The 17,285-nt window shown below is 62.8% G+C and carries 17 protein-coding genes; 6 read left to right on the top strand and 11 right to left on the bottom strand.

Features of this window, described 5'->3' with window-relative positions; all coding sequences use genetic code 11:
* The 3 genes from hppD to B3B04_RS11430 all read left to right on the top strand — a co-directional run.
* Positions 1 to 590 (top strand): 4-hydroxyphenylpyruvate dioxygenase (hppD, locus tag B3B04_RS11440; protein ID WP_292043101.1); only part of this gene is annotated, 590 nt, incomplete at its 5' end.
* Positions 591 to 656: 66 nt separating this feature from the next.
* Positions 657 to 1,949, top strand: a complete 1,293-nt coding sequence (gene hmgA, locus B3B04_RS11435; RefSeq protein ID WP_292043100.1) for a homogentisate 1,2-dioxygenase — start codon at positions 657 to 659, stop codon at positions 1,947 to 1,949.
* Positions 1,946 to 2,290 carry a hypothetical protein gene (locus B3B04_RS11430; protein WP_292043099.1) on the top strand — a complete coding sequence of 115 codons (345 nt, stop codon included), beginning with the start codon at positions 1,946 to 1,948 and terminating at the stop codon, positions 2,288 to 2,290. Before hmgA ends, B3B04_RS11430 begins: the two co-directional genes overlap by 4 nt.
* A 224-nt stretch (positions 2,291 to 2,514) precedes the next feature.
* On the opposite strand, the gene B3B04_RS11425 is transcribed toward B3B04_RS11430, so the two are convergent.
* The 3 genes from B3B04_RS11425 to B3B04_RS11415 are packed head-to-tail and all read right to left on the bottom strand — an operon-like array spanning position 2,515 to position 5,498.
* Positions 2,515 to 3,219: an ABC transporter ATP-binding protein gene (locus B3B04_RS11425; RefSeq protein WP_292043098.1), complete on the bottom strand. Its 705-nt coding sequence runs from the start codon at positions 3,217 to 3,219 to the stop codon at positions 2,515 to 2,517.
* The gene (locus B3B04_RS11420; protein WP_292043097.1) at positions 3,216 to 4,418 is read right to left on the bottom strand and encodes an ABC transporter permease; all 1,203 of its coding nucleotides are present in this window, start codon (positions 4,416 to 4,418) and stop codon (positions 3,216 to 3,218) included. Before B3B04_RS11420 ends, B3B04_RS11425 begins: the two co-directional genes overlap by 4 nt.
* Positions 4,419 to 4,421: 3 nt before the next feature.
* Positions 4,422 to 5,498 (bottom strand): efflux RND transporter periplasmic adaptor subunit, encoded by a 1,077-nt coding sequence (locus tag B3B04_RS11415; protein WP_292043096.1) that lies wholly within the window; start codon positions 5,496 to 5,498, stop codon positions 4,422 to 4,424.
* A gap of 397 nt (positions 5,499 to 5,895) precedes the next feature.
* On the opposite strand from B3B04_RS11415, the gene B3B04_RS11410 reads away from it, so the two are divergent.
* Positions 5,896 to 7,299, top strand: coding sequence for an amino acid permease (locus B3B04_RS11410; protein WP_292043095.1), 1,404 nt, complete (start codon positions 5,896 to 5,898; stop codon positions 7,297 to 7,299).
* 152 nt (positions 7,300 to 7,451) lie between these two features.
* On the top strand, positions 7,452 to 8,927 hold the full coding sequence (locus B3B04_RS11405) for an aldehyde dehydrogenase family protein (RefSeq protein ID WP_292043094.1): 1,476 nt from the start codon (positions 7,452 to 7,454) through the stop codon (positions 8,925 to 8,927).
* A gap of 51 nt (positions 8,928 to 8,978) precedes the next feature.
* Here the strand turns inward: B3B04_RS11405 and guaA are convergent, their stop codons facing one another.
* The 5 genes from guaA to guaB are packed head-to-tail and all read right to left on the bottom strand — an operon-like array spanning position 8,979 to position 14,400.
* The gene (gene guaA / locus B3B04_RS11400; protein WP_292043093.1) at positions 8,979 to 10,541 is read right to left on the bottom strand and encodes a glutamine-hydrolyzing GMP synthase; all 1,563 of its coding nucleotides are present in this window, start codon (positions 10,539 to 10,541) and stop codon (positions 8,979 to 8,981) included.
* Positions 10,538 to 11,251 carry a 5'-methylthioadenosine/S-adenosylhomocysteine nucleosidase gene (locus tag B3B04_RS11395; RefSeq protein WP_292043091.1) on the bottom strand — a complete coding sequence of 238 codons (714 nt, stop codon included), beginning with the start codon at positions 11,249 to 11,251 and terminating at the stop codon, positions 10,538 to 10,540. Before B3B04_RS11395 ends, guaA begins: the two co-directional genes overlap by 4 nt.
* Positions 11,248 to 12,519, bottom strand: a complete 1,272-nt coding sequence (locus B3B04_RS11390; RefSeq protein ID WP_292043089.1) for an RsmB/NOP family class I SAM-dependent RNA methyltransferase — start codon at positions 12,517 to 12,519, stop codon at positions 11,248 to 11,250. The genes B3B04_RS11395 and B3B04_RS11390 overlap by 4 nt, the downstream gene beginning before the upstream one ends.
* Positions 12,520 to 12,530: 11 nt before the next feature.
* Positions 12,531 to 12,923: an MAPEG family protein gene (locus B3B04_RS11385; protein ID WP_292043088.1), complete on the bottom strand. Its 393-nt coding sequence runs from the start codon at positions 12,921 to 12,923 to the stop codon at positions 12,531 to 12,533.
* Positions 12,924 to 12,942: 19 nt separating this feature from the next.
* Positions 12,943 to 14,400: an IMP dehydrogenase gene (gene guaB / locus B3B04_RS11380; RefSeq protein WP_292043086.1), complete on the bottom strand. Its 1,458-nt coding sequence runs from the start codon at positions 14,398 to 14,400 to the stop codon at positions 12,943 to 12,945.
* Positions 14,401 to 14,613: 213 nt separating this feature from the next.
* On the opposite strand from guaB, the gene B3B04_RS11375 reads away from it, so the two are divergent.
* Positions 14,614 to 15,201, top strand: coding sequence for a DUF2061 domain-containing protein (locus tag B3B04_RS11375; RefSeq protein WP_292043083.1), 588 nt, complete (start codon positions 14,614 to 14,616; stop codon positions 15,199 to 15,201).
* 6 nt (positions 15,202 to 15,207) lie between these two features.
* Here B3B04_RS11375 and B3B04_RS11370 read toward each other — a convergent pair whose 3' ends face one another.
* The 3 genes from B3B04_RS11370 to B3B04_RS11360 form a co-directional block, all read right to left on the bottom strand.
* The gene (locus B3B04_RS11370; protein WP_292043081.1) at positions 15,208 to 15,660 is read right to left on the bottom strand and encodes a MarR family winged helix-turn-helix transcriptional regulator; all 453 of its coding nucleotides are present in this window, start codon (positions 15,658 to 15,660) and stop codon (positions 15,208 to 15,210) included.
* A gap of 17 nt (positions 15,661 to 15,677) precedes the next feature.
* The gene (locus tag B3B04_RS11365) at positions 15,678 to 16,103 is read right to left on the bottom strand and encodes an organic hydroperoxide resistance protein (protein ID WP_292043080.1); all 426 of its coding nucleotides are present in this window, start codon (positions 16,101 to 16,103) and stop codon (positions 15,678 to 15,680) included.
* 120 nt (positions 16,104 to 16,223) lie between these two features.
* Entirely contained in the window at positions 16,224 to 17,276 is a 1,053-nt protein-coding gene (locus B3B04_RS11360) for a DUF2332 domain-containing protein (protein ID WP_292043078.1), read from the bottom strand.
* Between the last annotated feature and the right edge of the window lie 9 nt (positions 17,277 to 17,285).

The raw sequence follows: 17,285 nt of genomic DNA, 5'->3' as shown, positions 1-17,285 counted from the left end.
TCGACCACCTGACCCACAACGTGAAGCGCGGCCAGATGCGTACCTGGTCGACCTTCTACAACCAGATCTTCGGCTTTGAAGAGCAGAAGTATTTCGACATCAAGGGCAAGGCGACCGGCCTGTTCTCGCAGGCGATGATCGCGCCGGACAAGGCGATCCGCATCCCGCTGAACGAGTCGCAGGACGAGAACTCGCAGATCGAAGAGTTCATCCGTCAGTACAACGGCGAAGGCATCCAGCACCTCGCCATGACCACCGACAACATCTACGAGACCGTCGAGAAGCTGCGCGCCCGTGGCGTGAAGCTGCAGGACACGATCGAGACCTACTATGAGCTGGTGGACAAGCGCGTCCCCGGCCACGGCGAGGACCTCGAGCGCCTGAAGAAGAACCGCATCCTGATCGACGGCAACGTTGGCGAAGAGGGCCTGCTGCTGCAGATCTTCACCGAAAACCTGTTCGGCCCGATCTTCTTCGAGATCATCCAGCGCAAGGGTAACGAAGGCTTCGGCAATGGCAACTTCCAAGCCCTGTTCGAGTCCATCGAACTGGACCAGATCCGCCGCGGCGTGATCAAGGTCGACGCCTAAAACGACTATCGGGCGGGGCCAATCAAGGCTCCGCCCGTTTCTATTTATCCGAGGGGAAACCGGCCAATGTCGTCCAATACCGTTTCGTATCAGACGGGCTTTGCCAACCATTTCGCGACCGAGGCGGTGGCCGGTGCCCTGCCTGTGGGTCGCAACTCGCCCCAGCGTCCCGCCATGGGCCTTTATGCCGAACAACTGTCGGGTTCGGCCTTTACCGCACCGCGTGACCACAACCACCGTTCATGGCTATACCGCCTGCGCCCCTCGGCGCAGCACGGTGCCTATAAGCCGTTCGCGCAGGGCCAGTGGCGCTCGACCCCGTTTAACGAGACACTGCCCAACCCCAATCGCATGCGCTGGGACCCGCTGCCCCTGCCCAATCAGCCGACCGACTGGGTCGAAGGTCTGGTGACCTATGGCGGTAACGGCTGTTCAGAAAGCGGCGCGGGTGTGGGCATCCACCTGTATGTCGCCAACCGCTCCATGGTGGACCGCGTTTTCTACAATGCCGACGGCGAAATGCTGTTTGTGCCGCAGGAAGGCGCGCATCGCTTCGTCACCGAAATGGGCGTGATCGAAGCCAACCCCGGCCATATCGTCGTCATCCCGCGCGGCGTGCGTTTCCGCCTCGAGGTGGAAGCCCCGATCCGTGGCTATATCTGCGAAAACTATGGCGCGCCGTTCCGCCTGCCGGACCTTGGCCCCATCGGTGCCAACGGGTTGGCCAATCCGCGCGACTTCGAAGCGCCCGTCGCATGGTTCGAAGACGTGGATCGCTCCGTCGAGTGCGTCCAGAAATATGGCGGCCAGCTGTGGGCCACGACCTTTGACCACTCGCCACTGGATGTGGTGGGCTGGCACGGCAACTATGCGCCCTATCGCTACGACACGGCCCGTTTCAACACCATTGGTACCGTGTCGTTCGACCACCCCGATCCGTCGATCTTCACCGTCCTGACCTCGCCGTCTGACACGGCGGGAACGGCCAACTGCGACTTTGTCATCTTCCCGCCGCGCTGGATGGTGGCCGAGGACACCTTCCGTCCGCCGTGGTTCCACCGCAACGTCATGAGCGAGTTCATGGGCCTGATCACCGGTGCCTATGACGCCAAGGCCGGTGGCTTTGCGCCAGGTGGCGCGTCGCTGCACAACCGCATGAGCGGCCACGGCCCCGATCAGGCTTCGTGGGAAGGCGCGACCAATGCCGACCTCAAGCCGCACAAGATCGAGAACACCCTCGCCTTCATGTTCGAGACCCGCATGCCCATCCGCACCACCGCATGGGCCGAGCAGACCCCGCTGATGCAGCTGGACTATGACGACTGCTGGTCGGGCTTTGACAAGGGACGGGTGAGTTGAAGCTGAAGGCTGTCGCCGCTGTCATCGGACTAATGATGGCGGCCTGCGCCCCGACGGCACCGTCTGCGCCGGTCGAGGCCAATCCGGCCCTCAGCGCCTGCACCCAACAGGGGGGCCAGTTGCAGCAGGTTGGCCGCGCCCAGACGTGGCGCTGCATCCTCAGCTATGCCGATGCCGAAAAGCCTTGCTCCGACGCCAGCCAGTGTCAGGGCGACTGTCTGGCTACCGATGGCGAAACAAAAGCGCCTGCCGCGGGTCAATGCGCTGCCGATAGTAACACTTTCGGCTGCCGAGCGCGCATCATCGATGGCGTGGCCGAGCCCATGCGCTGCGTGGATTGAAGACCTCCCACTGGCCCCGCTTCGGCGGGGCTTTTCTTTTGGCCAAAAGAAAAGCGGACGGCCTTGGGGCCAGTCCGCAGTTTGCCTCATAAGGGGAAGGAAACGCCGTCAGAAACAGCCCCACCTCTGTGCCTTCATACGTCAAGTAAGGCCATTCAGTTTTTCTAAACTGACGCAGAGATTGGCTTTTTCAAAACCCTTATTTTGAACAGGGACTTAAAGCGCTACTCACCGCGCTGCGCCCCGCCGCGATCATCACTTTCCAGCACACCATCGGCCAGTGTCAGACGGCGCGTACAGCGCTCGGCCACGCCCGGATCGTGGGTGCAGATCAGGAAGGTGGCCCCTGTCTCGCGGTTTACCTCGCGCATCAGTTCCAGCACCTTATCGGCGGTCTCGCGGTCCAGATTTCCGGTCGGCTCATCGGCAATGATCAGGTCCGGCGCATTCATCAGCGCGCGGGCAATCGCCACCCGCTGTTTCTGCCCGCCCGACAGGCGTGTGGCCGGAAAGTCGATCCGCTCCTCCAAACCGACGCGTGTCAGCAGTTCGGCGGCGCGGTCGCGCATCTTGCCGCTGATGCCCCCTGCCGGAGCCGCCGCCGGAAAGGCCACATTCTCAAGTGCCGTAAAGTCCGGCAGCAGGTGGTGAAACTGGAAGACGAAGCCCAGCTTCTCATTGCGGAAATGGGCACGGCGGCGTTCTGACAGGTTATCGACCCGCTCGCCATTAATCTCCAACTGGCCATTGGTGGGGCGCAACAATAGCCCAACGATGGACAGCAGAGTTGACTTGCCAGACCCCGACTGACCCAGCAGGGCCACCAGTTCCCCCGCCTCCAGCGTCATATCAATGTCCTTCAGCACGCGGGTCTCTTCGTCCCCGTTGCGGAAGGTTTTCTCGATCCCCTGGGCGTTCAACAAACTCATTGCTGGATAGCCTCCAGAGGATCGACCTTGGCGGCATTGCGCGCCGGAATGATGGAGGCGACCACCGCCCCGATGGTGGTCAGGATCAGAGCCGCGCCATAGCCGCCCTGCTCCGGTGCAATCGGCAGCGCCGAGGTGCCATCGGCCTTGGTGATACCCTCCAGAAAGACACACAGCCCATAGCCCGCGCCACAGCCGATGAGCGCCCCCAACAGACCGATCAGTAGCCCCTGCAACAGAAACACCCAGATGATGAAGCGGCCCGAAATGCCAAACGCCCGCATGATCCCTACCTCGCTGCGGCGGCGATATGCCGACAGCACCAGCGCACTAGCGATACCGATGACGATAGAGATCAGCGAAAACACCTGAATCATGGTGCCCGTCTGCCCTTGGGCGTTTAGCGCATCCTCAAGGCTTTCATTCTTTTCCTGCCACGGCGTGACACGCAGACCGGTCGCCTCCTTCAGAAAGCGGGCCATGTCGCGCGCCTCTTCGGGGTCTTTCAGCTTCACCTCGATATTGGTCACGCCTTCGGGCAGTTCGAACAAAGGCCGCGCCGTCTGGATGGGCAGGAAGGCCACCCGCTCGTCCAGACTTTGCAGGCCGGTGCGGAAGACACCGTTGATGGTCAGCTGGCGCTCCACCCCGCGCTCGGTGCGCAACAGGACGGATTGACCGGCGATCAGGCCAAACTCGTCGGCCATCTTCTCGCCGATCAACAGACCATCGGCTGTCATTTGGCCGGAACCCGCAATGATCTTGGGCGTGATAGAGGAAATGGCATCCACCCCCTGCGGATCCACCCCTAGCACCGACAGGGGCGACACTGCCTCGCCCTTCACCAGAAAGGCGCTGCCGGAAATCTGCGGGCTGATGGCCGACACCTCGTCGCGATCCCGCAACAGTTCGGTGATCATCGGCCAGTCGCGGATCTGCTTGCGCTGGAAGGTCGAGACCAGAGCCACGCTCTCGACCGGCACATCGCCTTCCAGCACGCGCGCGACGCGGGTCGGGGCCTGAATGCTGATGTGGGCATTGTCGCCCGTTACCTGTTCGGTCAGCCGCACGGCCAGCCCGTTGATCAGGGCGGTGATGAAGATGAACACCGTCACCCCCAGCGCCACCCCCGCAATCAGCAACAGGGTCTGGCTGGGATTGGACAGCAGATAGCGACGAGCAACCTTGAAGGCGAACACGACTCAGCGGCCCTGCTCGGCGACGACCGGACGAATGCGGCCGCCCTGTGCCACCTTGGCCGGATCGCGCACGATGCGGTCACCCGCCTTCAGCCCACCGGTGATGATGGCATTGGTCGACGGCCAGCGCAGAATGGTCACCTCGCGCGCGGTCACGCGGTCATCGGCCCCGACCACCAACACCTTGGGCGCAGCGGTGGCATCCAGCACCGCTTGACGTGGAATGGTCAGGCTGTTGTCGCGGCGCTCGACCACAATCGTCAGATCGACCGAACGGCCCGGCGACAGGGATTGGCCATCGGCGGGCACGACCTTGATCAACCGCCCGCCGGTCGCGGCATTCACACGCGGTGATACCTCCGACACGCGCACAGCAAACACCTCCGATGACCCCGACTGCGCCGCACGGCCCGACAGACCGGTGCTCAGGGCGTCGGCATAGGCTTCCTCGACCTCGGCCTGAATCTCGACGCCAGCGGCACCCGCCATCTCAAAAATGGTCTCGCCCGCTTGTACCACCTGCCCCTCGTCCAAAGGGCGGAACAGGATGGTGCCCGTCATGGGCGCGCGGATGGTGTATTCGCGGGCGCGCTCGGCAGAGGCGCGCACCTGTGCCGAGGCAGCGGCCAGATTGGCTTCGGCGGCCTGAAGGGCCACCCGCGCGCTGTCCAGCGCGGCATCGGCGGCAAAGCCACGATCATGCAGGGTCTTGGTGCGGTTGTAGTTCAGGCGCGCCTCGGTCACATCGGCGCGGGCGGCGCGCTCGCGGGCAACTTCAGCTTCGGTTTGGGCCTGTTCGACATTGGCGCGAATGGTGGCCAGCGGCATTCCCGCCGTCACCTGGTCCCCGTCATCGGCCAACAGGCGGACCACCTGCCCCGGATTCGGCGACGACACCTGCACAAGATCATCCGGACGCGCGCGGCCCACCACCGACAGGGCCAGTTCGACCGTTTGGGGCTTTACCTCCAGCACGGCCACCTCCGGCGGGCGGCGCATGGTGATCACCACCATGGCCACCAGCGCCAGTGCCACCACAGCCCCGACAGCCAGTACCACCTGTTTGCGCTTGATTTTCATACCGCCCCGCAGAACCCAAAAACCGTTGTCGTCTCCCTAACGTATACGACAACGGTCACGGTTCCGGATTTAATCGATTTTACTGTTTTGCCAGCAAGAACCGTCACATCCGGCAGAGCTTTCACGCATTACCGGACGGGCATGCATCCCCGCGTCGATACGATCCTGTCAAACACACGCTTACATTCGCGCGCGTTCCAAAGAGCACACCTCCCCTGGAAGGCGTCGGACATAATTTCGATAAAGGGCGCTTTTCCCTGAAACGCTGTCGGCTTATGACCAATCCCAGCCATCATCCTTCCGGAACTTAGGACCTTGCTGGCCTCTTCTCCTACCCAACCGGACAACTAAGTCACTTCGTTTCGAGTTCTCCCCCAATACCGGAGCCCCTCCCCCAATGGGCATGCCTTCTGCGTCGCCAACCGGCGATCCCGCGTCTTCGTCTTCCAACGCTCTGGCTCGCACGCTGAGCTGGCCCCATCTGATCGCCATGGGCGTCGGGGCCATTGTGGGGACGGGCATTCTGACGCTCATCGGTATTGGTGCGGACAAGGCCGGACCGGCGGTTCTGGTGTCCTTCCTGATCGCGGGCTTTGTCTGCATGTGCGGCGCGCTGTGCTACGCCGAGATGGCCTCGACCATCACCGCATCGGGCAGTGCCTACACCTATTCACTGGTTGTTCTGGGCCGGATGGTGGCATGGATGGTCGGCTGGAGCCTGATCCTCGAATACTCGCTGGTGATCAGCGCCGTCTCGGTCAGCTGGTCGGGCTATGCCGCGCCATTGCTGAACGAACTGTTCGGCATGCCAATGGTACTTATGGCCGGACCCCACGCGGGCGGCATTGCCAACGTGCCCGCGCTTATCATCATCCTGCTGATCGCGGGTCTGCTGCTACTGGGAACAGGCAAAAGCGCGGCCTTCAATATGCTGTTGGTGGCGGTCAAGCTATCGGCGCTAGCCCTGTTTGTATGGTTCGCCCTACCGCATTTCGACATGGCCAATCTGTCGCCGTTCAGTCCCTATGGCTTTAGCCGCAGCATGGGCGACGACGGCATAGAGCGCGGCATTATGGCCGCCGCCGCCATCATCTTTTCTGCCTTCTATGGATTCGATGCGATTGCCACCGCAGGCGAGGAAGCCAAGAACCCCAAGCGCGATCTGGCCATTGGCATCGTGGGCTCCATGCTGGCGTGCGCGGCCATCTATACAATCATCGCTCTGGCGGCTCTGGGATCGACCCACTTCTCCATCTTTGCCAACAGCCCCGAGCCCCTGGCCCTGATCCTGCGCAAGCTGGACCAGCCGTTCGCGGCCCACTTTCTGGCTGTTACGGCGGTGCTGACCCTGCCGACGGTCATTCTGGCCTTCCTGTATGGGCAAAGCCGCGTCTTCTTCGTGATGGCGCGCGACGGCATGCTCCCGCGCGCTCTGGCCAAGGTGTCCAAGCGCGGTGCCCCGGTGCGCATCACCATCTTCACCGTCACGGTCGTGGGCATCATCGCCCTGTTTGTGCCGCTTGAAGAGATCGTGGCCATGGCCAATGCCGGTACGCTGGTGGCCTTTACATCGGTTGCCGTCTGTATGTTGATTTTGCGCGTGCGCCAGCCGGACCTGCCGCGTGGTTTCCGCACACCGCTGGCATGGATCATCGGACCGGTGGCCATCGCAGGCTGCCTGTACCTGATGTTCAGCCTGCCCCAGCAGACGCTGCTGTGGTTCCTGATCTGGAACCTTGTCGGCAGCGCCATCTATTTTGCCTACAGCCGCCGCAACAGTGCGCGTCAATCCGTAAGCTAGGCGGGAAACACCAGCGCCGCGGGTTTCCACCGACGCAACAGCCAAGGTGGACACCGGAGGGGGCAGGCCCATAACCTGCCCCCATCCGAAGACCAGAGGGTGAAGGCACCGATCGCCTTCCCCTTTGGCCTCCAGCCCCCACGGAGTTCCCCATGACCACACTAACGCGCGGCCTTCTGATAGATGGCAAGGAAGTCCCCTCGTCTACCAAAGCCACGACAGATGACGTCTCGCCGTGGACCGGCGAGGTTTTTGCCAAGGTCGCAGCGGCATCTCCCGCCGATGTAACCGCCGCTGTAGATGCTGCATCGAGGGCCTTGCCCGCCTGGTCGGAAATGCTGCCCTACGAGCGTCGGAAGATTTTTCTGCGCGCGGCCGACATAATGGAAGCCAGGTCGGAGGACGCCGTCGCCACCATGGCCGCGGAAGTCGGCGGTGCGCGTCCATGGGCGGCCTTTAACGTCGAGCTCTGCATCGAAATCCTGCGCGAGGCTGCCGCAGCGGTCACCCAGCCACGTGGTCAGGTGCTGCAAACCCAGATGCCGGGGGTCAGCTCCTATGCCAAGAAGGTGCCATATGGCGTGATCGCCGCCATCTCGCCGTGGAACGCCCCTTACATCCTCGGCATCCGCGCCATCGCCATTCCGCTGGCGGTCGGCAACACGGTTGTGATGAAGCCCTCGGAGGACGCCCCGATCTCCTGCGGTCTCTATCTGGCCGACGCGCTGATGGAAGCCGGCCTGCCGGCAGGTGTGCTGAACGTCGTAACCAATGACATCAAGGATGCCGGCGTCATCGTCGAGACCCTGATCGCGGATCCCCGGGTGCGACTGGTGAATTTCACCGGTTCCACGCACGTGGGCCGCATCATCGGCACCACCGCTGCCAAACACCTCAAGCCCGCCATCCTCGAGCTAGGCGGAAAGAACCCCTTGGTCATCCTGAAGGACGCCGACATCGACTATGCGGTCAAAACCGCCGTATTCGGCGCCTATATGAACTCGGGCCAGATTTGCATGTCGACAGACCGTGTCATTGTGGTGCGCGATTTGGCCGAAGCCTTCACCAAAGAATTTACCGAGGCGGTCAAAGCCATTCCGTCGGGCGATCCGTCCGATCCGGCTACCTTTGTGGGCCCCGTGGTGAACAAGCGCGCGGCCCAGCGCGTATCGGCGCTCATAAAGGATGCCATCGACAAGGGGGCGACTGTGCTGGCCGGGACCGGCGAGATCGAAGGGGACGAGCAGACGCTGATCCGCCCTGTCCTTCTGACCGACATCACCAAGGACATGGAGATCTACTACGGTGAAATCTTCGGTCCGGCGACGGTGATCCACGTGGTTGATAGTGTCGATGAAGCCGTCGAACTGGCTAATGACACCGAGTACGGACTGACCGGGGGCGTCATTTCCGAGAATATGACCGAAGCCCTCAGTGTCGCCAACCGCATCGAGACCGGCATCATCCACGTCAACGACCAAGGCATTGCCGACGAGCCAATGGCTCCGTTCGGCGGCGTGAAGAGTACGGGTTATGGCCGCTTTGGCGGCGATAGCGGCGTGGATGCGTTCACCGTCACCCGCTGGTTCACCGTTCAGGAAACCGGCAAGCCACCACAATACGGCTAAGGCCCAACAAAAAACCCTCCGGAGCGATCCGGAGGGTTTTTCTTTAATGGCTTATTCCCACTCGATGGTGCCCGGAGGCTTCGAGGTCACGTCGTAGACGACGCGGTTCACGCCCGGCACCTGATTGATAATGCGGGTGGCCGTGCGGGCCAGAACTTCCCACGGGAACTGGAAGAAGTCCGCGGTCATGCCGTCGGTCGAGGTGACCGCACGCAGGGCCAGCACCTTCTCATAGGTACGCGCATCGCCCATCACGCCAACGGTCTTGACCGGCAGCAGGACGGCAAAGGCCTGCCAGATCTCGTTGTAGAGACCGGCCTTGCGGATTTCGTCCAGATAGATGGCGTCGGCGTCTTGCAGGGTCTGCACGGCGTCCGGCGTGATCTCGCCCGGAATTCGGATGGCGAGGCCCGGTCCCGGGAACGGGTGACGGCCAACAAAGGCTTCGGTCAGGCCCAGTTCGCGGCCCAGAGCACGGACTTCATCCTTGAACAGCTCGCGTAGCGGCTCGACCAGCTTCAGCTTCATATAGTCCGGCAGACCACCCACATTGTGGTGCGACTTGATGACCTGCGACGGCCCCCCCGAGGCCGACAGGCTCTCGATCACGTCCGGATAGAGCGTACCTTGGGCGAGGAACTCTGCGCCCTCGATCTTGGACGACTCTTCATCGAAGACCTCGATGAACAGACGGCCGATCGTCTTGCGCTTGGTTTCCGGATCCGAAATGCCGGCCAGCTCGCCAAGGAAGCGTTCCGAGGCATCAACGTGAACCAGCGGGATGTTGTAATGCTCGCGGAACAGGGTCGTGACCTGCTTGGCCTCGTCCTTGCGCAGCAGGCCGGTATCCACGAACACGCAGGTCAGCTGGTCGCCGATGGCCTCGTGGATCAGAACCGCCGCAACCGACGAGTCCACACCGCCCGACAGGCCGCAGATGACCTTGGAGGTGCCAATCTGTTCGCGGATCTTGGCGATCTGCTCGTCGCGGTATGCTGCCATCGTCCAGTCACCGGTCAGACCGGCGATATTGTAGACGAAGTTCTTGAGCAGTTGCGCGCCACGCGGCGTGTGGGCCACCTCGGGGTGGAACTGCACGGCGTAGATTTTCTTCTCGGTGTTGGCGATGGCGGCATAGGGCGCGCCTTCCGAGGTGGCGATAACCTCGAAGCCTTCCGGGATAGCCGTCACACGGTCACCGTGCGACATCCAGACCGGCTCTTGCTCGCCTGCGCCAGCAATGCCTTCAAACAGCGGGCTGTCCTTGACGATGCTGATGTCAGCACGGCCGAACTCGCGGTGGTGGCCGCTTTCGACCTTGCCACCCAGTTCGGCGCAGATCAGTTGCTCGCCGTAGCAGATGCCGAAGATCGGCGCGCCGTATTCGAAGACCTTGTGGTCAACGCGCGGGCTGTTCTCTTCGGTCGTCGAGGACGGGCCGCCCGAGAAGATGATGGCCTGCGGCTGCATGGCCTCAAGGGCTGCGGTCGCCTTGGTATAGGGGTGGATCTCGCAATAGACGTTCAGCTCGCGCAGGCGGCGAGCGATCAGCTGCGTCACCTGACTGCCGAAGTCGACGATGAGCACCTTCTGGTGTTGGGTCGGCTGGGTCATGAATGCGAATCCGTTACGGGAGTTGCGGCGGGGTCTAGGCCGGATACGGCCTGTTGTTCAAGTGCGGGCATCAGGGCGCTCAAGCCGCCGCTTTCCAGCGCGGCCACCAGCCTGTCCCATGCGATAGCCAGATTGGCATCGACCTGATCGAGCGTAGAGGTCCAGTCCTCCAGCTTGGTCAGTTCGACCTTGCCGTCCGACACGCCACGCAGCGCCATCAAGGGCACGCAGAAGGTCTGGGTCGCCCGCAGATAGGCGAAGGTTTCCATATCGACCATATCGGCGTGCAATGCCTGATAGGCCTCGCCCGAAACCACATTGGCTCCGGTCGACAGGGTCGCGGTCGGCACGCCTTCGAGACGGCACGGCAGCGGCAGGACCGCCGGCATATCCAGCAGCGGCGTAATCCCCTTGGGGAAGCCGAGCGGACTGGCGTCCATGTCGCGGTCGTCCACCGAGGTGACCTGATAGACGGCTGCATGCTCCAGCGTGGGTGAGCCGGAGCTGCCCAGCACCACCACCAGATCGGGCATGTCGCCCATCGCCTCGCGGCGGGCCAGTTCGGCGCTCAGGGACACCGCCCCCTCCACCGGACCGATGCCGGTGATCAGGGGACGGATGCGGGCCTGAAGCTGGTCGCGGTATTCCGCAGGGGCCGCCATCACCGGAAGGACGGCGACATCCCCGATACGTTCGACCCGAGCCCTCATTCAGCGCGCTCGTAGAGGGCGAAGAAGAAGCCGTCGGTATTGGTCGAATACGGCGAAAGGCGAAGTTGGTGCCCCTTGGCCTGCGAGGCAATGTCGTGGCCGGTCGTCTCGATCGCCACCGGCTTGAAGTTCGGATGCGCGGCCTCGAAGGCGGCGGCGGTGTCCTCGTTCTCGCGGGTCAGCATCGAGCAGGTGACATAGGCGATGCGGCCACCGACCTTCACCAGCTTGGCAGCTTGCGACATGATGCGGGTTTGCAGGCCGTGCAGACGCTCGACCTCTTCAGCCGTCAGACGCCATGCATCCTCGGGGTGGCGACGCCAGGTGCCCGCACCCGAGCAAGGCGCATCGACCAGAACCAGATCGGCGGCATCGTTCAGGTCTTCCAGACCCCCGCCGTTCTGGCCGATCAGGACCAGTTCGGCGTCAACACCGGCACGTTCCAGACGCGGACGGATATTGTCCAGACGCTTGGCCACCACGTCGGAGGCGACCAGGCGGCCCTGCCCCATCATCGATTGGGCCAGACCCAGCGTCTTGCCGCCACCACCGGCGCAGTAATCAACGACGGTCGTGCCCGGCTTGGCATCGGCCAGCGCGCAGATGATCTGGCTGCCTTCGTCCTGAATCTCGAAACGGCCTTCCTTGAAGCCGTCCAGCGCCTGAATGTTGGGCGGCGGCTCCGAAGCCAGACGCAGGCCCAGTTCCGACCACGGGGTCAGTTCCGGCGACAGCTCGGCGGCGCGCAGTTCGCCCTCCACCTCTTCGCGGGTCGCCTTCAGGCTGTTGACGCGCAGGTCGATCGGCGCGCGCGGGGCCATCAGGTCGTGGGCCTCGTTCTTCCAGTTGTCGCCATAGACCTTCTGGAAGTCCTCCATCACGAACTCGGGGATGCCAGCGGCCACCCAACCCGGCAGCTCGCCATCGGCGGCGGTGATGCGGCTACGCTCCTGCTTGGACAGCGGACGCGGGCCATAGCCCTCGCCCGAATGCAGGGCCTCGATCTCTTCCAGAGACAGGTTGTCCAGCGCGTGCAGGCTGCCGATAACCAGAGCGCGGCCATCTTCACGGCCACCCATGATCCAGCTCAGGCGGCCACGGGCGCGCAGCACCTTGTAAACGCGGTCGGCGATGGCGCGGCGGTCTTTCGATCCGGCATAGCGGTTGGCAGTACCCCAAGCCTTCAGCACGACTTCAGCAGGCTGACGGCCCTGTGCGATGGAGTCGAGGATGGAGGCGGCGGCGGCGAGACGGGCGGCTGGGGTCAATGGACTTCAGTTCAGATAAACGGGGCCGCCAGCACCATGATCAGCCCCGCAAGCGAGACCAGCCAAACCAGCGACCGGATAAAGGGGATGCCCAAGGCATAGAGCGGGATGAATGCCACTCGCCCCCAAAAATAGAGTGCCGAGCCCCAAACTGTTAGCGCGCCATTAGCCGAAGCCACATGGGCAATCAGCACAGCGCCGATAAACAGAGGCAGGGTCTCGAAGAGGTTGGACTGGGCCCGCTCAAGGCGCCCGGTCAGAGGTTTCTCTGAACTGGGCGTCTTGTCGCGCGGGCCCGCATTCCATTTCAGTCCGAACTCTGCCGTCCTTGCTCCGGCGGGCAGGAAAACCTGCACCAGTGCCAAAATCAAAGTCAGGCTCAGATAGGTGAGTTCGGTCGTCATCGGCTGTCCTTAAAGGTGATTACCCTTGGCGGTAGTTCGGTGCCTCGCGGGTGATCATGACGTCATGGACGTGGCTTTCACGCAAGCCCGCACCGGTGATGCGAACGAAGCGTGCGCGCTTCTGGAACTCGCCGAGGTTTGCACCGCCGACATAGCCCATCGAGGCACGCAGACCGCCGACCATCTGGTGGATGACCGGAGCGATCGGGCCCTTATAGGCGGTTTGGCCTTCGATGCCTTCCGGCACCAGCTTCTCGGACGAGACTTCCTTCTGGAAGTAACGGTCCGCAGAGCCAGCGCCCATGGCACCGACCGAGCCCATGCCGCGGTACGACTTGTACGACCGGCCTTGGTAGAGGAAGACCTCGCCCGGCGATTCATCAGTACCGGCGAACATCGAGCCCATCATGGCCGCCGATGCACCGGCAGCGATGGCCTTGGCCATGTCGCCCGAATATTTGATGCCGCCGTCAGCGATGACGGTTGCGCCAGTGCCTTCGGCAGCGCGGGCAGCGTCCATGATGGCGGTCAGTTGCGGCACGCCGACGCCAGCGACGATACGGGTCGTGCAGATGGAGCCCGGGCCGATACCGACCTTCACAACGTCTGCGCCTGCATCGATCAGAGCGCGGGTAGCATCATAGGTGGCGACGTTACCGGCCACGATGGCGATGCGGTTGTTCTCGCGCTTGATACGCTCGACGACAGCCGCAACCGAGGCCGAGTGGCCGTGGGCGGTGTCGATAACCACAAGGTCTGCACCGGCTTCGGCCAATGCCATGGCGCGCTCATAGCCCGCGTCACCGACGGTCGAGGCGGCACCGACCAGCAGACGGCCGTGGTCGTCCTTGGCGGCGTTCGGGAAGGCTTGGGCCTTCTCGATGTCCTTCATGGTGATGAGGCCGACAGCGCGGTTCTGGTCGTCCACGACGATGACACGTTCGATCTTGCGGGTGCGCAGAAGCTCGCGGGCTTCCTCGCGGCTGGCCCCTTCACGCACCGTGATCAACTCGCCCGTGGTCATCAGGCTGGACGCCTTGATCGACGGGTCGTTCTCGAAGCGCATGTCGCGGTTGGTCAGCATGCCGACCAGACGGCCGGTGGCCGGATCAACAACCGGGAAGCCGGTGATCTTCTTGCGGGCGACGATGTCGCGCACTTCGCCAAGGGTGGTGTCGGGGGTGACGGTGACCGGATTGATCACCATGCCGCTTTCATAACGCTTGACGGTGCGGACCTGCTCGGCCTGCTCCTCGATGGTCATGTTGCGGTGCAGAATGCCCATGCCGCCAGCCTGCGCCATAGCGATGGCAAGGCGGCTTTCCGTGACCGTGTCCATGGCGGACGACAGCAGCGGGATGTTCAGGGTGATGTCTTTTGTCAGGCGCGTCGAAACGTCAACGTCGGCGGGCATGACCTCCGACGGACCGGGTTCGAGCAAAACATCGTCGAAGGTAAGGCCTTCGCGTATCTCCATGGGGGAGTCTCCGTTTTGCGGGCCGCGTATAGAGGGTAAACCGCCGACTCGGCAAGGGTGCAGCGCAATAAAACGGCGGCATCCCTCATCACCTTTGGCTACAGAGGCCGCAACATATCAGGCCGCGTATAGGCAGGGGTTGCAAGTTGGACTTATCACCATAATAGGATTTTATGGTTTGCAACTGACCGGCCCGACAGTCATTTTACCCCCATGGTCGCCTTCCTCCTGAGCACAGCCCGTCAACTGGCGCTTAAAATCGCCAGCTATGGCATTATGCACTTGGTGGTTGCGATCGCGGTGGCCTTTGCCATCACCCAGGACATCCGCATGGCCTTGGCCATCGGCATTGTCGAACCGTTCTTCCAAACCATCGCCTATACGATCCACGACCGCGTCTGGCACGTGATCGAAAAGCGCCGGCTGGCTACCGGCCTTGAAGAAGCCGCCGAGGCTGTGTCCTCGCGTCTGGGCGTGATGTCGCCGCAAGAACAGATGCGCGTGCACGGTCACAAGCATCACGGCCATCACCATGGCCACAGCCACGCCCTGCCCCGCTCTTTCAAACAGATTGCGCTCAAGACGATCACCTATGGTGTGATGCACTTCACCGTGGCGGTGTCGGTGGCGTTTGCTCTAACGGGCGATATCCGCGCCGCCTTGGCCATCGGCATCATCGAGCCTCTGGTGCAGACGGTCTTCTTTACCGTCCATGACCGAATCTGGACCCGTATCGAAGCGCGCGAACTGGCCCAGAAGACGGCTGCCGAGACCGAGGCCCGCTCGCACCCTATCGCCTGACACGGTCTAGGCTCCGGGTGTCAGGGTGCGGACCAGTTCATTCACCTGATCCCGCAAAGCATCCAGATCTTCTGTCGAGCGGCCTGCCGCCAAGGTTGCCGGCACATGGCTGGCTCTGGCCTTCATAGCTTTTCCCGCTGAGGTCAGATCAATCAACACGCGGCGTTCATCGTCAGGGTCGCGTGTGCGCGTCACCAGACCGGCCTGCTCCATCCGCTTTAGCAGAGGCGTCAAGGTGCCGCTGTCCAGATAAAGCCTGCGTCCCAGATCCCCCACCGACAGCGGCTGTGTTTCCCACAGCACCAGCAACACCAGATACTGCGGATAGGTCAGCCCCAGTTCGGCCAGGACCGGCCCATACAGCCGCGTCAGCAGATTGGTAGCGGCATACAGTGGAAAGCACACCTGACGGTCCAGCCGCAGCAGGTCGTCCGGATCGTGCTGTTCCCTATCTGTCATCGCCGCCACTCTATGCTTTACTTCACCGATACGTTCAGAACCACGTCGATATTGCCCTTTACCGCATTGGAATAGGGGCAAACTTCGTGGGCGGCGCGGACCACTTCTTCGGCCTTGGCCTGATCCAGACCCGCGATCACCACATCCATTTCGACCGACAGTTTGAAGCCGCCCGTCTCGGTCGGCAGCAACCCCACCTCGGCGGTCACTTCGATATCGCCATCGCGGACCTTTTGCTCTTGGCGACGGGTCACGTGGATGACGGCGTTTTCAAAACAAGCGGCATAGCCGGCAGCGAACAGCTGCTCGGGATTGGTTGCCCCGCCCTTACCGCCGAGGCCGGTCGGCAGGGCCAGCGGCATGTCCAGAATACCGTCTTCGCTCTTTATGGTGCCAGCGCGACCGCCAACGGCGGTGACACGGGTTTTGTACAGATGGCTCATGATTGTCCTCCTTGAGTGTGGTCGAGGACCATAAATGGTCGTGCACGATATAATTGCAAGCAATCTTTAATCACAATAATGTGGTGGCGCATTTCGGCACCCTTAGATTCTGATGAGGGCCTATCCCTGCTCCCAGAAAATCTCGGCCCCGTGCGGCTGGCACACCGCCAGCTGCGTCTCGCCGCCACCTGGCCAGACACGCAGTTTCAACATCGGCCTGCGCTCCGGCCCGCCCTGTGCGGACGCCTCGAAACTGAGCCACGCCAGCGGGCTTTCCGGCGTCGCCCCCTGCCCCACCTTGTCCATGTGGTCGCGAATGCGCTGCTGCGCCTCGGGCGGGAAATACTGGAAGGCGATGGTGTGCATCACCACACGGCACACGCCGGCCTCGGCGGTGACTGTCAAAGTGTTCTCAAGCCAGTCGGCCGCATCATCGCGCTCGACCGTAACGGGGTCACGCGCCGCCAGATCGAGTGCCGCTTCCAGCCGCTCCAACCGCTCCAACTGGTCGGCCCAGACATAGGCCGCCAGCATTTTGCGCGTGTCTTCGGAGCGGACATCCAACGGATTGCGATCCACCGCGCGACGCGCCACCACCTTCACCTCGGCGGACGGCGGAGACGCTCCTTGCCACCGCGGGGCCAGCTGAACCGGCGACGCATCATCTCCCGCCCGCGTTTCGCCCAGCCGATAGCCATAGCGATCCAACTGGCTGTTCAGCCCCGCGCTGGCTCCCAGCTCATAGAGGGCGAACGGCATCTTCACCCGATCCGCCAACACCAGTAGGCCGGACATCAGGGCCGCCGACCGACCCACCTCATTCGTTTGCGGGGGTCCATCCAGCCATGGGTCAAGGAAGCCTGCCTCCTCGACCAGAAGGCTTTCAAGCAAGGCCCAAAGCCTGTCGTCTTCAGGGGTATCATTCGGCGGATAGACGGCCGACCATTCGGGCCTGCGCCCATCGCGGGCCAGAGCATGCAGTCCGCCCATCAGCCGCAACGGCAAGGCATCACCTTCATGCGAAGGATTGCCGGACCAGCTTAAAATCCGGTGCCCGATCGCTGTGCTGTCATCCAGACGCTCGGCCACCAGTCGGCACAGCCTGCCTGTAAAGGGCGCGCCCGCAGCCGTGCAGATGGAGGACTGGGATTGAAACGCCACCTGCACAGACATGGGCCTGCT

It is taken from the genome of Brevundimonas sp. UBA5713, from assembly GCF_002419815.1.
Classification (GTDB): Bacteria; Pseudomonadota; Alphaproteobacteria; order Caulobacterales; family Caulobacteraceae; genus Brevundimonas.
The sequence above is the reverse complement of the archived record's forward strand: the minus strand, read 5'-3'. Positions and strand labels throughout refer to the sequence as shown.